The sequence below is a fragment of the Aurantibacter sp. genome (assembly GCF_039941195.1).
Lineage (GTDB): Bacteria > Bacteroidota > Bacteroidia > Flavobacteriales > Flavobacteriaceae > Aurantibacter_A.
Genome location: NZ_JBDVFA010000097.1, coordinates 39,148 through 54,052, shown reverse-complemented (window position 1 = coordinate 54,052; position 14,905 = coordinate 39,148). Strand labels below are relative to the sequence as shown.

At 34.2% G+C, this 14,905-nt stretch carries 13 protein-coding genes; 5 read left to right on the top strand and 8 right to left on the bottom strand.

Annotation, left to right across the window (positions count from 1 at the left end; genetic code table 11):
- The 4 genes from ABJF52_RS16465 to ABJF52_RS16450 form a co-directional block, all read left to right on the top strand.
- A partial coding sequence (locus ABJF52_RS16465) for a kelch repeat-containing protein (protein WP_348152745.1) occupies window positions 1-353 on the top strand: 353 nt, incomplete at its 5' end.
- Between the two features lie 115 nt (window positions 354-468).
- Complete coding sequence (locus ABJF52_RS16460; RefSeq protein ID WP_348152742.1) at window positions 469-786, top strand: DUF4907 domain-containing protein; 318 nt, start codon at window positions 469-471, stop codon at window positions 784-786.
- Window positions 783-1,817, top strand: a complete 1,035-nt coding sequence (locus ABJF52_RS16455) for a sensor histidine kinase (RefSeq protein WP_348152739.1) — start codon at window positions 783-785, stop codon at window positions 1,815-1,817. Before ABJF52_RS16460 ends, ABJF52_RS16455 begins: the two co-directional genes overlap by 4 nt.
- Window positions 1,818-1,820: 3 nt before the next feature.
- Complete coding sequence (locus ABJF52_RS16450) at window positions 1,821-2,546, top strand: LytTR family DNA-binding domain-containing protein (protein ID WP_348152737.1); 726 nt, start codon at window positions 1,821-1,823, stop codon at window positions 2,544-2,546.
- A 61-nt stretch (window positions 2,547-2,607) separates the two neighbouring features.
- On the opposite strand, the gene ABJF52_RS16445 is transcribed toward ABJF52_RS16450, so the two are convergent.
- Genes ABJF52_RS16445 through ABJF52_RS16410 form a run of 8 tightly spaced genes read right to left on the bottom strand, consistent with a single transcriptional unit; the run spans window position 2,608 to window position 11,010 of the window.
- Window positions 2,608-3,255 carry an HAD family phosphatase gene (locus ABJF52_RS16445; RefSeq protein ID WP_348152735.1) on the bottom strand — a complete coding sequence of 216 codons (648 nt, stop codon included), beginning with the start codon at window positions 3,253-3,255 and terminating at the stop codon, window positions 2,608-2,610.
- Between the two features lie 12 nt (window positions 3,256-3,267).
- On the bottom strand, window positions 3,268-4,275 hold the full coding sequence (locus ABJF52_RS16440) for a Gfo/Idh/MocA family oxidoreductase (RefSeq protein WP_348152733.1): 1,008 nt from the start codon (window positions 4,273-4,275) through the stop codon (window positions 3,268-3,270).
- Window positions 4,276-4,285: 10 nt separating this feature from the next.
- Complete coding sequence (locus ABJF52_RS16435; protein ID WP_348152731.1) at window positions 4,286-5,116, bottom strand: glycerophosphodiester phosphodiesterase family protein; 831 nt, start codon at window positions 5,114-5,116, stop codon at window positions 4,286-4,288.
- A gap of 17 nt (window positions 5,117-5,133) precedes the next feature.
- Entirely contained in the window at window positions 5,134-6,417 is a 1,284-nt protein-coding gene (locus tag ABJF52_RS16430) for a DegT/DnrJ/EryC1/StrS family aminotransferase (protein WP_348152728.1), read from the bottom strand.
- Window positions 6,377-8,998: a glycoside hydrolase family 2 TIM barrel-domain containing protein gene (locus ABJF52_RS16425; RefSeq protein WP_348152725.1), complete on the bottom strand. Its 2,622-nt coding sequence runs from the start codon at window positions 8,996-8,998 to the stop codon at window positions 6,377-6,379. The genes ABJF52_RS16430 and ABJF52_RS16425 overlap by 41 nt, the downstream gene beginning before the upstream one ends.
- 4 nt (window positions 8,999-9,002) lie before the next feature.
- Window positions 9,003-9,236 carry a hypothetical protein gene (locus ABJF52_RS16420; protein WP_348152723.1) on the bottom strand — a complete coding sequence of 78 codons (234 nt, stop codon included), beginning with the start codon at window positions 9,234-9,236 and terminating at the stop codon, window positions 9,003-9,005.
- 48 nt (window positions 9,237-9,284) lie between these two features.
- Entirely contained in the window at window positions 9,285-9,500 is a 216-nt protein-coding gene (locus ABJF52_RS16415) for a hypothetical protein (RefSeq protein WP_348152720.1), read from the bottom strand.
- A gap of 4 nt (window positions 9,501-9,504) precedes the next feature.
- Window positions 9,505-11,010, bottom strand: a complete 1,506-nt coding sequence (locus ABJF52_RS16410; protein ID WP_348152718.1) for a sodium:solute symporter family protein — start codon at window positions 11,008-11,010, stop codon at window positions 9,505-9,507.
- 533 nt (window positions 11,011-11,543) lie between these two features.
- Between ABJF52_RS16410 and ABJF52_RS16405 the strand changes: the two genes are divergently transcribed.
- Window positions 11,544-14,903: a SusC/RagA family TonB-linked outer membrane protein gene (locus ABJF52_RS16405; protein WP_348152715.1), complete on the top strand. Its 3,360-nt coding sequence runs from the start codon at window positions 11,544-11,546 to the stop codon at window positions 14,901-14,903.
- Window positions 14,904-14,905: the final 2 nt, after the last annotated feature.

Here is a 14,905-nt window from a genome sequence, read left to right as displayed (position 1 = left end):
TAGATGATTTTTGGGTATTTAATGCTGCAGATGAAAGTTGGAGCGCCAAATTGGACCTTGATGAAGAAGACGACTATAGTATTACGCGAAGTAATGCGGTATCTTTTACATTAAATGGCTATGGGTATATTGCCTGTGGTATTTCAGGTGGCACATTAGCTAGTGTATGGCAATACGATCCAAGTACTGATACATGGGACTCTAGAACAAGTTTCGAAGGAACTTCACGACAAGACCCTATTGCTTTTTCAAATGGATCAAGAGCATTCATAGGTCTTGGGCGAACAAGCAGTTTATATTTAGATGACCTATTTGAATTTTTTCCTTTTGATGAATACGACGATGAAGATTAAACAAAAGCAACTTGCAAATGTTTAACTTAATTTTGCCTCCATGTTGATAATACTATAAATGAATTTGAGTTTTAAGTGGTTTCGTTTTACCTTAATCAGAATCTTAGTTTTTACTTTGCTAAGTACTCTTGTTCTCTTGGCACTTAGTTGTTCCGGTAAAAATCAAGGTTCAAAGTTCGAGTTAAGTTCTGAAGTATATAGTACTAATGATGGCTTTGGTTATCGTATTTTAAATGACAAAAAGGTTTTAATACAACAAAGTAATATTCCAGCAATACAAGGGGAACATCCATTTTCTTCTCGTTTAGATGCCGAGAAAGCAGCAGATTTAGTTATTCGAAAAATTCTTAAAAGAGAAAATCCTGTCGTATCTATTTTAGAGCTTAAAAAATTAGACATTAGTATTCCCATTGAAAAGCAAAACTTAAAATGAGTTTTCTTAAGAAAAATATACCGCAAATTCTGGTACACATTTTTCTTTGGAGTGCTCTTTTTGGTATGCTATCGTATCCATTTTTAGCTTATTCACAAGCGTTACCAAACGATTTGTTGCTAAAAATGGTAACCGCTATAGTACTCTTTTATTTTAATTATTACTTTCTAGTACCCTATTTCTTACTTAATGGCAAAAAAATTATATATCTAATTTTATCGGTTACTATAGTAGGGCTAATAGTATATATCTTTCACAAAACAGCTCCACAAATGGAAATTAGGGAGTTTCCAAGACCTATGCGTCGTATGTCACCATTAAGAAGGGAAATTTTCGCCTTGCGTTTTCCAATGATACCCTTTGTTATTTTTAGCATCCCTTTACTTTTTTCGACTATGCTTAGGGTATATTTCAGTTGGCAAAAAAATGAAAGTCTAAGAAAAACCATCGAAAAAGAAAAGGTTGAATCTGAACTTCAATTTTTAAAGGCTCAATTGAATCCTCATTTTCTATTCAATTCTTTGAATACGATATACTCTTTGTCTGTAAAAAAATCTAAAGACACTTCAGATGCTATTATTAACCTATCTGAATTAATGCGCTACATGTTGTATGAAGCAGACAAAGAGAATGTTCCTTTAAGTAAAGAAATAGAGTATATAAAAAGCTATGTTGCCCTACAAAGACTTCGCTTAGCAGATAGTGAAAATGTACATTTAAAAATTTCAGGAGACGATAATAATAAAAATATACCGCCATTACTTTTCATATCATTTATTGAAAACGCTTTTAAATATGGTACAGATTACAACGGCAAAACCATGGTTAAAATAAACTTCTTAATTCAGGAAGCTTATATACATTTTAGTGTTATAAATAAAATTGGTGTAATTAAGAAAAATGACAAAAGTAGTGGCCTCGGACTTGAAAACATTAAAAATAGACTTAAATACCTTTATCCAAATTCACATATTTTAGATATTACTGATGATGGAAAAACTTATGAAGTAGATTTAAAAATAAACTTTTAAAGTATGAACTGTATAATCATAGATGATGAGCCATTGGCTATCGAGGTCTTAGAAAATTATTGCGAAAATATTGACTTTTTAGACTTGGTTGGAAGTTATACAAATCCGTTAGAAGCAATCTCAACCATAAAAGAGAAAAAAATTGATTTGATATTTTGTGATATTGAAATGCCACAAATTAGTGGTATCGATTTTGTACGGTCTTTAGACAATCGACCACTATTTATATTTACTACGGCATATTCGCAGTACGCTGTTGAGGGTTTTGATTTAAACGCTGTTGATTATTTAGTTAAACCCATACCTTATCATCGTTTTATAAAAGCAGTTTCAAGAGCTAAAGAACTATTAACCTTAAAAGAAAAACCAATTACGGGTAATGTATTCTCCTCGCATGGTGAGGTGAATGAAACACAAAAGTTCATTTTTGTTAAGTCTGAATATGAGAGTATAAAAATTAGCTTGGATGAAATCGAGTATATACAAGGTTTAAAAGACTATTTAAAAATTCACATTAGCAACACTAATAAAGCCGTATTAACGCTGATGAATTTTAAAGAGATTTTAGATAGATTACCCTCTAATCAATTTCTAAGAGTGCACAAATCTTTTATTGTAAATGTAGATTACATTAAAACTGTTCAGCGCAATAAAATTGTTATTAACGATATGCGAATCCCAATTGGCGAAAGTTATAAAGTTGAATTTTATACGATGTTAGGCCTATAATTTGAGTCTTCTTTAATAAACGATATACTTTTTTTAAAACTATCATAAGGCAATTAGCAACCTAAATACCCTGTATTAACTGATCAGTAATTTCAGAATACTCCGATATAATCGAATCTGCTAGTTGAAGATTAATCGCATCTTCGGTATTTGTTATGGCAAAACATTTCATACCAGCAGCTTTTGCGGATCGCACTCCATTTTCAGAGTCTTCAATAACCAAACATGTATTGCAATGTACACCTAACTTTTCAGCTGTTAATAAGTAAGGTTCAGGGTCCGGTTTCCCTTTTATGACATCTCGAGAACAAACTATAACTTCAAAAAGGTCTTTAATTTCCAATGAATTCACTACTGTATTCATCTCTTCAAAAGTAGAACTGGTGGTTAGCGCAAGGGTATATTTTTGATGCAGTTTAAATAATAGTTCGACAACATCAGGATAAATTTTTAAATCGTCTTTAATAATCTCTAGATAAAACTGTGTTTTAATAGCAATCAAATTTTCGACATCGCTCGACTTCACTTTAAACTTTTCAACTAATTCTTTAAAGGCAGTTGTATCTGGACGACCTAAACAAAATTTTCTATAAATTTCTGGTGTAATAGCTATACCAACTAATTGAAATGCTTTTTTTGTAGCTAGTTCATGACAATCTTCGTCATCCGTGATAACACCATTCATATCAAAAATTATAGTTGTTATCATTAGCGTGTTTTTTTACAAATTAATTACCTCACCAGTTGCTGCCGATTTGTAGGCAGCGTCCACAATTTCTAAAACAATCTGACCTTCTAATATGCCAGGTATTGGAGTTTCTTTATTCCGAATACAGGAAACAAAATGTTCCATTTGTCTGGAATAAATTACTTGATCACAATGTTCTTCTCTAACAGGAAGTTCAGGAATAATTTTTTCAAAGGTCTCTTCTCCCGTAGTCATTTTCAAGAAAGTGGGAAACAGGCTCGCATAACCTTTTGTGCCAAAAATTCCAGCGGCTGCTTCAGGTCCATCCATATGCGGGTGCCACCAACCACTTTCAATTATACTTTCTGTACCATTGTCCCAAGTAATAACAATAATACCAGAATCATCAACATCGTAATCACCAAAATTAGTAGCTATTCTAGCATATACTTTTTTTGGTTTAGGGTCTCCTAGAAGGTATCGGATAGAATCAATTGCATGAACACCCATATCTGCTAATGCTCCACCTCCAGCTAATTCTTTATTGGTAAACCATCCAGATGGCCCCCAATTTTCATGTACGCCATATCCTTTGGTTTTAAAAACTTTACCCAGTTTTCCAGATGCAATGGTATCTTTTATATAGTTAGTATCTGTATCAAAACGCCACATATGGCCCACCATTACCAATTGATTATTTTCTTTGGCTACAGCATCAATTTGCTTTCCTTCTAAAGCATCCATGGCCATTGGTTTTTCCAAAAAAACAGCCTTATCACTTTTTAGAAAATCGATGGCGTAAGGTGCATGAAATTGATTTGGTGTAGAAATAACTACGCCATCAATTTCTTGATCATCTATTACTTTTTGTATATCTGTATACGCATTGGGTATTTCATATTTTTCAGCAAACTTTTCTGCACTCGTTGCAGTACGAGCTACCACAGCTGTAATATTTACATTCGGAATTAACTGCAAGCCTCGCGCGTGATAATCAGAAATATATCCAGCACCAATTAATGCGATTTTTATTGTTTTCATAGCAACTTATTTAAGGTTGATTTTCTGATTGTTTAGCACTGTATTTTTTAAAAACATCCATCATCTCTGATAGATGATTTGTTAAGATAAAATCGACCCCAGCATCCAACAATTCTATAATTCTGGTTTCATTTTCTGCATGATAATAATTAATACCAACTCCATTTTCTTTAAGTCGCTGCACATCTGAAACCAACTTGTCGTTATCTCTACTACTTTTAATTTGTAGATAAGGGATACTTTTTTTAATTGTTTTATCAATATATTTTGAACGAGAAGACAAACGTTGCATGTTACAAGTCTTAATCGCTGTACTCACCTCTTTTACACCTTTATATGGTTTCTTTGAACAGGCAATAATTGATTGTTCGATTCTATTTTCTGCAACCACCATTTTCGCAGTTTTAATTCCTAGCTCCTTATTGCCTTTTAAATGAATATTGAGCCAAACAGTTTTAGGCATTATTTGAAGAACTTCTTTTAAAGTAGGAACTTTTTCAGCTGAAAATTCTTCTGACTTCCAAGAACCGGCATCCAATTCTCGAATTTGATTAAAGGTTGCTTTTTTAACTTTTCCGACACCATTTGTAGTTCTTCCCAAAGTATCGTCATGAATAACTACAAGCCTTTTATCTTTTGTAAGTCGTACATCAAACTCAATCATTTGTGCTCCTAAACGAATTGCTTCTTTAAAGGCTGCAATAGTATTTTCTGGATGATGCTCCATCGCACCTCTGTGCGCGCAAATACCTTTTTTGGGTAATTTATTTGATTGCGCTACTATGGAAGCGCTATAAAAAAGAAGCGAAACTAAAATTAAAAAACAGCTAAGAAATCGCATCTTATTTGTCATAGTTATTATGCCATTAATTCTTCTGCCTGATTAAATATTTTCCGAATAGCCGTTGCAATCAAGTCCATATCTTCTTGCGAACCCATTAATATTTTATGATGCAAGCAAACCGACTCTTCTTTAAAAATACGCTCACAAACCGGTAATGAAAATCGTGATGGATCAATAGAATTCCAATACGATTCGTTTAATTTATGCCGTGATGGCTTTGTATGTGGCACATACAAATCACAATTATTTAGAGGCTCGTAACAAGCATCGACTACAATACCTAGTTCTGCCTCTAATGCAGCTCTAAATTTATCAATTGGCAGCTCTTTAAATTCACTTTTATCATATCGAAAAGCAAAATTAAAATATGCCTTTTTCGTTTCTCGATCATCTCTTTTTAAAGGAGTTACACCAGGTATTTCCTTTAAAATTTCATTTAAATAAGCCCCATTTTTATCTCTGGTAGCATTTTGTTGCGGTAATCTTTTTAAACCTTCAATTAAAATAGCAGCTTGAAATTCTGTAATACGGTAGTTACCAGATTGAATGAAATTACCATCATCACCATAATCGCCAATGCCTTTATCTGCACCAATTAAAGAATCACCTTCAGGTCTTCGACCAACATTTCTTAACGCATCTAATTTTTCGGCTAAATCAGCATCATTAGTTGTCATAGACCCACCTTCACCAGCGGTTAAATGTTTAGACAATTGATAACTAAAACTGCCGACATTGCCAATGCTGCCAGCTTTCATACCTTTCCATTCACCACCATGCTTATGCGCACAATCTTCAATTACAAAAAGATTATGTTTTTTGGCTATTTCCATAATAGCATCCATATCTGCAAAGGCACCATATAAATGAACTGGAATAATTGCTTTAGTATTAGGAGTAATCGCTTTTTCGATTGCAGTTGGGTCAATACACCACGTATCTTCAAGAATATCTACTAAAATTGGCGTTGCATTTACATCAATTACTGTAGCCGCCGTTGCTTGCCAAGTAAGACCTGGTACAATAACCTCATCTCCCACACCTATACCCAATGCCTCCAATGCAAGTTGCATGGTAATAGTACCATTCACAGTACATATAGCATATTTTGTGCCCGTAAATTCAGCGAATAATTTATTGAATTCTATTTCTTTTGGTCCATTATACGACCAAACACCACTATTTAAAACCTCAATAAGTGCTTGTTCTTCTTCTTTACCCCAAACCGGCCATTTTGGCCATGGATTTGCATCGGTATCACGACAAGGCTTCCCGCCTTGTATCGCTAATTTCTGCATAATATGTTTTATTTAAATTCCAGCCATTAACCGTTAATACAGTCGGCACATTACTGTCGTAGGTTACCTGAATTGTTTTTATTTCACCAGGCAATAAGCTTATAAAATTGTCCTCCCAAAAAACGGGCAATACAACTTCTTGAGTCTCTTGTTCAAGAATATTAAGATTAATCAAGAAAGCTATTGTCTCCGCTGTATTTTCAATGGTTACTATCGTTGTGTTTTTTATTCCATTGCGTTCATGGTCACAAGCGACATTTAATTCAACCGCTGGCAGTGAATTGAGTAAAGTTAAATCAGCATACTTTTTACTTGGCGTATGATACGCAAACTCCCCTAAATCAGCTTCGTAATCTAATTCTTCTTCTACTGTTGAAAGCCAATAGAAATTAGAACTTACCTCATTGTTTGAATCATCAATTAAGCGAAGGTCAATAAAATAGGTTGTAGTAAGACTTTCCAATTTCTGAACATCAAATATTGAAACAGCACTGTCGGGTAAAGCATCTAAAGTAATTTGTTCTTCTAATACCAATTCGGAATTAATAGTATAAATACGTAATTGCGCTGTTAAATTATTTACTTGATGCGAATAGTCATTGATAGCAAAAATCTGATGATTGCCATAATTATATATCAAATGTAATGGCAAACACGCTTTTTGTGTTGCATAAAATGCACCAGTAGGATTTAAATAATAATCGTACAACTGCCAATACATTTTGGGCCAAGCAGCATTCAACATCCATTGTACAAGCCCAGTTGATCTATCTTTATGGACTTGAAATGCTTCAAACATGGGTCGCATTAGTTCATAATTCATGGCTTGCGCCTTTTTATCAAACTCTTCTATAGAATCTGGGGTGCCATAGCGCTGATCTATTGCTTCAGTAAACCGACTTAAGTCAGCAAATTCGTAACGGCCGCAATGGTAATCCCATATTTCATTAATAGGCCATAATTTATCCTCTGGAATAAACTTTTTTAAACTACTTAATTGCGGTATTTGAGCTCCAGGGCCAGTTTCGGTATTAAAACCATACGCACCACCAAAATTGGTGTCTGTAAACCAATAAACAGGAGCTGTATAAGCATAAGGTCCTAACATTTTTACGCCAGACGAACCGCTTATTTCACTAATAACATCTTCGCTTCCAATAACATGCTGATCACTACCTACGCCGCCCGTAGAATTTAAATAGGGTCGCGTTGGGTCGTATGCTGCAAACGTGTCAATATATCTTTGCTCCAAAGCTGTTATTGGCACTTTATCGCTGGCTACGGTCCAAACAAAAATACTTGGATGATTACGTAACCAAATTACCTGCTCTTCCCAAGCTTTTGCAACATGATCTATATGCTCTGGTTTATATACACCACCAAAGCGCTCATCAACGGGAACTCCCATATGAATTTCATGCTCCCAATGACAGCTCCAACCTACCATAAGTAATATTCCATGCTCATCACAGAGGTCATAAATTTTATGATCTTTTCCCCAAAAACCTTCTAAACGAATACAGTTTAGATTCATCTGCTTTACATAGTGCACTTGAGCTTCTATGTTATCATCAGAATCCATAAGAAAAAGGTCGTCTGTCCAACCAGCTCCCTTAATCAAAACCTTTTTCCCGTTTACTTTAAAACCTCTATGGATTTCATTCAACCAATAATCTTCTACTTCACGAATTCCGAAGCTTGTTGTGATACAACTCGAAGTTTGATTATCGACAATAAACTCTAATTCCAATTCATACAGGTCAGGATTACCCATATGTATTGGCCACCATAAGTTTGGGTTTTTAAATTTTAATTGTTCAAACTCTTCAGATAAAAATTCAAAACAAATACTAACTTTTGAAGGTATGCTTAGTTCTTTTTCAAAAACACAATCATCAATCGTACCTTTAAGAATACCTGTAATTGGCTGTGTAGTATCATTTTTTAATTCCGCGGATACCGTAAGTTCTGCCGATGCTAAAGTTTTTAAATCTACTTTTGTTTGAACAAAAGGATTTTCAATTAAAACTCCCTCAAATAATTCTAAAGTAACTGGTCTAAAAATTCCCATGTTACCATCAGGAGGTGACGGGTTCCAATCGACGAAACCAACACTAAAATCACCATTTACAGGTGGTATTACTTCTACTGCTAATGTGTTAATTCCAGAAACAACATGTTCGCTAACTGTAAAAGAAGTTCTTCTATAAGCACCATCTATGTCATCATAGTTTGCAATTTGCTTTCCATTTAACCAAACATTCGCTTTATAATTTACCCCATCAAAAACTAATGTTGCCGATTTATCCGAAGCATCTTTATCCAAGGAAAACTGGGTAGCAAACCACCAAGGGACTTCAAAATCATCTTTAACTATTGCTTTTAAATTCTCACCAAAGTAGGGGTCTTCAATAATATTGTTCTCAACAAGTGCTCCTAGTACAGTTGTAGGTATTGTAGTTGGAATCCAAGTTATTTTATCATGATTGTCCGTAGAAATAACCGGACCTTTCTCACTAATATTCTTTGAGGATTGTATTTTCCAATTTTCAGACAAACACAAATTAAATCGCTTCTTCATAACACTAATTAACTTCTTTCGATTGGTGTTTCTTTAAAATGGTTTTTGCTCTCCACATCATTCCTCCACCAATTCCCATTAAAACTATACCGGCAACCAAATCAGTCATTTGCTGAACAAAAGTTTCAGTAAATGCCATAGCAATAGTAATTATAATGCCAAAAATGAATATAAACACACCTAATGCTTGATTAATTTGTGCCGATTTAACTATTGAAAGACGTTCTATTTCAGTCATAATATCTATGCTTTAACTTCTCTAATTTATATGCTAATCCTAACCAATTTAAAATTGGTAATAGACGGTTGCCAAAATACTTAACACCGCAACAGACCAAATTTTTAAATTGTTCCACCAATGGCGGTCTTCCTTTTTTATTCCTTCATAGATATATTCATTGGGTAACAAACTTACTAGTACACCAATTAAAATATACAGGCCAAAAAATATCATTTTCGCTGTTTCTGCTGAAACTCCGGAAAGCCAATCAAAATTCAACATAGTCTTAGCTTTTATTTTTAGTTATAATTTTTGAACTGAAAACCAAACCTTTCAATTCTTCTTCTGAGTGTTTCTTAGTTAATAAACTTACCGTAACATTAATTATAAATGCTAATAAGAAAGACCACCAAGAAATGTATAAAAATGGATCCTCTATCGTAAAGAAATTTGCTTTGAAAACATTAAGGAAAATAGCAAATCCAATTCCGATAACCAATGCTGAAAGTCCGCCCCACTGCGTGGTACGTTTCCAAAAAATACCGAGTAATAAAATGGCAAAAAGCGGTCCTTGAAAATATGACATAAAGGTTTGTATTGCTACGTAAATACCAGGGAAATCGCTGCTTATCGGTGCAGTAGCAACCCCCATAACTAACAGCACTAAGGTTGTAATCTGGCCTACTTTTAAGTAATGCTTATCATCTGCATCCTGTTTAATAAAAGGCTCATATATATCTTTTGTAAATAAGGTAGCTGTAGAATTTAGTAGTGAATCTACACTAGACATTAAGCCTGCGAAGAATGCAGCAAACATTAAACCAACTAAACCTGGAGGCAATATACTCTTAATCATCATTGGTAATGCTTGGTCACCATCAGCTAAATCTGGATGAACAACAACAGCCATTAAACCTGGAAACAAAACCAAAATTGGAATAAACATTTTTAAGGCAGAACCAAATACCATACTCGCTTTGGCATGCCATTCATTCTTGGCTGTTAAACAACGCTGAACAATAGATTGATTGCCAATCATATATGCGTTGGACATTACAAACGTAAGTCCGAATAGAATACCGGTCCAGGGAAAGGGCGATTTCGTGTCAACAGGTTGAATAATATCAAAATGGCTTCTATACTCAGGACCCATGGTGCTAATTTTTTCAACCATATTTTCCCATCCTCCAACAGCATCAAGACTAAGGAATACTAATGCAAAACCTCCAATAAACATGATAACCATTTGCACAACATCGGTCATAATTACCGCAGTAATACCTCCAAAATAAGTATATAATCCAACAACGCCTGCTGTAGACATAATGGAGATCCAAATTGGCCAACCCATTAATACGTTAAGAAGAACAGCACTTGCCCAAAATAACACTCCTAAATCCAAAGCAAAGAATAATATCCAAGTGGCAGATGCAATAGTACGTACCGACTTATTATATCTTCTTCCTAAATATTCAGGAATAGTATACATACCTCCTCGCCAGAAATAAGGTATAAAAATAAAGGCCGCCAATAACATTGCTGGTACTGAACCTACCCAATCAAAATTACCTACTGATATACCATATCGATAAGCCTGTCCAGACACTCCCACAAAGTCTAAAGCACCAATATCAGAAACTACAATTGACATTCCTATTGCCCAAAATGGTAAACTTCTACCGCCTAGAAAATAATCTTCCGAACTACTGACGAACTTTTTAAAATAAAGGCCTAGTAATAACATACCAACGATATAGGCTATTACAATAAAATAATCGATTCCTGCTAACATCTCTTTTGATTATAATTGATATACAAATTAAGTTTAATAGCCATTAAATGTTTTATTAAATCTTATTGGCTTTACATGATAAATAAACCCGTCTATAAGTTTTTTACCCATTTTCACTTAAATAAGGTCAAAATTTATGGTTTGATAGTCTCAAATGACTCAAAATAGTAATTAAGCTACAACTACTTCTTTTGCCAAGTATTTTTTAAGCATTATTTAGTAGCTATATATAATAGGTAGAACTAAAACCTCTTTCTTTCCTAAATAAAAGAATCTAATGAAATATTGACTTTATATTCTTAAAGTCAATAAAAATACTGCATTAAGCCAAGTGCTTGACAATCAGATTATAGCTTTTTATCAAAAACTAACATTATTTTAACCTTAAAATCATTATTAAATAACAAATGGTGAATTTGGGGTAAAATATTATATATAACTAACAATATACATTATGTTTTAACAAATATTTTAGAATAGATTTGTCCATAACTAACCTATCAAACAAATATTTCATAAAACTAAATCACACTATGAAAAAAAGAAATCTAAATTTTTTAACCTTCTTTTTATTCAGTCTGTTTGTGGCAAACATTTATGCCCAACAAGATGTAAAAGGAGTTATTAGCGACACAAACGGAGAATTATTGCCGGGGGTATCGGTCATTGTAAAAGGAACAGTTACGGGAGTAACTTCAGATTTTGATGGTAACTATAGTATTACAGTACCTGACAACACATCTGTACTAGTGTTTTCATACTTAGGTATGTCTACACAAGAAATAACAGTAGGCAGTCAGTCTACAATTGATGTAGCTTTAGAAGAATCTTCTGAAAAACTAGATGAAGTAGTTGTTACTGCATTAGGTATTTCTAGAGAGAAAAAGTCATTAGGTTATTCAGTCGCCGAGGTTGAAGGTGATGACATAACTTCAGTTACACAAGAAAATGCGCTTAATGGTTTAAACGGTAGAGTTGCAGGGGTTCAAATTAATTCAACTGGTGGAGCAGGATCTACTGTAAGTGTAATACTTCGTGGTGCTTCTTCTTTAACTACAGATAACCAACCATTATATGTAATTGATGGAGTGCCACTTTCCAGTGGACTTACCAATATTGGTAGTACTGGTAGTGGAATTGCAGTAGATTACGGCGGTGGCATTGGAGATGTTAACCCAGATGATATTGCAAACGTATCTGTTTTAAAAGGACCTAGTGCAGCAGCATTATATGGTTCTAGAGGTGCGAATGGTGTAATTATGATTACTACAAAGTCAGGCAAAAAGGGTAAAGGTTTAGGTGTTTCATTTAGTTCAAGTAATGTCTATGAAACTCCATATAAATTTTTAGAAAAAAGTACGCTTTTTGCTAATGGTAGTAGACCAGACCCAAACACAACTCAAATTGATGAAACATCATCGGGTTGGGTAGGACCAGAGTTGGACAAAGGTTTAAGTGCTATACAATGGCCTTATACGGCTGAAGAAATAGCAAGTGGAGTTGGTATCGCTACTCCTTTAACATCAAAAGGAGCGGATAATGCTAAAAACTTCTTTGAATCTGCATACACTTTAACAAACACAATTGCGGTAGAGAATAATACAGACCGCATGAACTATCGTATGTCGTATACGAATATGCAGCATGAAGGTTTTATTCCAAATTCAGATTTGCATAGACATAACTTCGGTATCAACAGTGCTTTTGATGTTACGGATGATTTAAAAATTACATCAAGTCTAAAGTATACAATTACAGGGGCTGATAACCGTCCTTCGACAACAGATAGAAATGCGAATCCACTACAAGCAGTCTATGACATTAACCCGCATATTGATATTCGTGATTTAGAAGATTATTGGTTGGTAGAAGGTCAGAGTCAAAATGCACCTTACAATTTTGGTGATGATCCATCAGATTTCGAATACAACAACCCATATTTCATGGCCTATGAGATTAACAATGGCTTTGAGAGAAAAAGATTAATGGGTAATATTCAAGCTGATTACCAAATTACAGATAAGCTTTCTTTAATGGCACGTTATGCATATAACGATTCTCATGAAGAAAGAGAAACAAAGATATCTAGCGGTTTTAGTAGAGAAATGAACGGGGCTTATGGACTAGCTAACATTAATGGAGTAGAAAGCAACGCAGATTTTTTACTTTCTTATAGAGATAAGATTGGTGAAAATTTCGATTATAGTTTATCAGGTGGTGGTAATACTAGAAATCTTAATAGCAGCTATGTTTCTACCCAGACAAAAAATGGAGGTTCTGGTTTAATTGTACCTAATTTATTTTTATTGTCAAACATTGCAGCTGACAATATTGATTATACCGAAACACAATCAAAAGAGCGTGTAAATAGCTTATATGCTTTAGGAAATATTAGCTATAAAGATATGGTCTATGTAGATGCGACAGTTAGAAATGACTGGTCTAGTACATTACCAGGAACTGAAAACAGTTTCTTATATCCATCAGTATCATCAAGTATTTTGGTAAACAATATTTTTGACATGGGTAGTAATGTGTCTTTATTCAAACTACGTGTTGGTTGGGCACAGGCTGGTAACGATACTAGTCCACATAACTTATATGCAATTTTGAGCAATTCTGGTGATTGGGGTACAGCATCACAACTGGCAGTAAACGCTGCCTTAAAAAACGATGAGATTAAAGCGGAATTGAACACTTCTACAGAATATGGTGTTGATTTATCCCTTTTCAAAAATCGTTTGACAATGGATTTTACATATTACGAGTCTGATAACGAAAATCAAATATTTAGTAAGGCTTTACCAATATCTTCAGGTGCAACTAGCAAACTTTTCAACGCTGGTAACCTAAACAGTACAGGTTTTGAAGCTAGCTTAGGCGGTGTTTTAATAGACAGCGAAGATTTACGTTGGAATATGAATGTAACCTATACACAGAACAAAACTATTATTACTGAATTAGCAGAAGGTACAGATTATGTACAGTTTTGGAGTCAAGCAAGAGGTGGTGCTTATACATGGGTTGGCGAAGAAGTTGGCCAGATTGTAGATGCAGATTTCATTCGAGTAGAAGATGTGAATTCTCCTTATTATGGATGGCCATTATTAGATGATGAAGGATGGGAAAATAGTGACAGAACATTATCAAATGATGATGGCACTAGAGCTGCTGCTGTAATTGGGAATTATAACCCGGATTTTAAAATGGGCTTACAAACTTCAATTCAATACAAAAATTGGAATCTATCAATGAATTTCGATTGGAGAAAAGGCGGTCAATTTGTATCACAAACACACCGTTATGGCGAATCTGATTTACAAACCACAAGATGGTTAGATAAAGTATATGATTTAAGTGATGTTGGTGATATTCCAACTTATATTCTGGAAAATGCTGATACATTTTTGTCTCCTGATGGAGATTTCTACCCACTAGTTGGTGGACCTACTGCAGAGTATGGTGGATTTCCAGTAGATGATTTAAATGATGGTGTATTTTTACCAGGTGTTATTGGATCCTACGACGACGACGGTAACTTTATAGCTACTCAAGAGAACATTGGAGGACCAGGCACACAATACCATACTTATGGTGACAACTACGCTTGGGATTTTACTAGAGCTTCAACCTTTGATGCAGATTACGTAAAACTTAGACAAATATCTATAGGTTACACATTCTCAAACAAAATAGCTGAGAAGTTAGCGATGCGAAATTTATCCCTTTCATTATTTAGTCGTAACATTATTTTATGGACTAAAGCAGGAATTAATATTGATCCAGAATCTGCTTTTCAATATTCTAATGGTAATTTATCACAAGGTGTTGAACGGTATAATATTCAGCCTTGGGCCATACCTGTAGGTATTAAATTAAACGCAAGTTTCTAAAT

What these genes read in the sequence shown, in the direction of transcription:
- ABJF52_RS16410 (WP_348152718.1), bottom strand. Translation starts at nt 11,010, where the DNA reads ATGTTAGCAGGAATCGATTATTTTATTGTAATAGCCTATATCGTTGGT.
- ABJF52_RS16405 (WP_348152715.1), top strand. Translation starts at nt 11,544, where the DNA reads ATGAAAAAAAGAAATCTAAATTTTTTAACCTTCTTTTTATTCAGTCTG.
- ABJF52_RS16440 (WP_348152733.1), bottom strand. Translation starts at nt 4,275, where the DNA reads ATGAAAACAATAAAAATCGCATTAATTGGTGCTGGATATATTTCTGAT.
- ABJF52_RS16450 (WP_348152737.1), top strand. Translation starts at nt 1,821, where the DNA reads ATGAACTGTATAATCATAGATGATGAGCCATTGGCTATCGAGGTCTTA.
- ABJF52_RS16455 (WP_348152739.1), top strand. Translation starts at nt 783, where the DNA reads ATGAGTTTTCTTAAGAAAAATATACCGCAAATTCTGGTACACATTTTT.
- ABJF52_RS16435 (WP_348152731.1), bottom strand. Translation starts at nt 5,116, where the DNA reads ATGCGATTTCTTAGCTGTTTTTTAATTTTAGTTTCGCTTCTTTTTTAT.
- ABJF52_RS16425 (WP_348152725.1), bottom strand. Translation starts at nt 8,998, where the DNA reads ATGAAGAAGCGATTTAATTTGTGTTTGTCTGAAAATTGGAAAATACAA.
- ABJF52_RS16430 (WP_348152728.1), bottom strand. Translation starts at nt 6,417, where the DNA reads ATGCAGAAATTAGCGATACAAGGCGGGAAGCCTTGTCGTGATACCGAT.
- ABJF52_RS16415 (WP_348152720.1), bottom strand. Translation starts at nt 9,500, where the DNA reads ATGTTGAATTTTGATTGGCTTTCCGGAGTTTCAGCAGAAACAGCGAAA.
- ABJF52_RS16445 (WP_348152735.1), bottom strand. Translation starts at nt 3,255, where the DNA reads ATGATAACAACTATAATTTTTGATATGAATGGTGTTATCACGGATGAC.
- ABJF52_RS16420 (WP_348152723.1), bottom strand. Translation starts at nt 9,236, where the DNA reads ATGACTGAAATAGAACGTCTTTCAATAGTTAAATCGGCACAAATTAAT.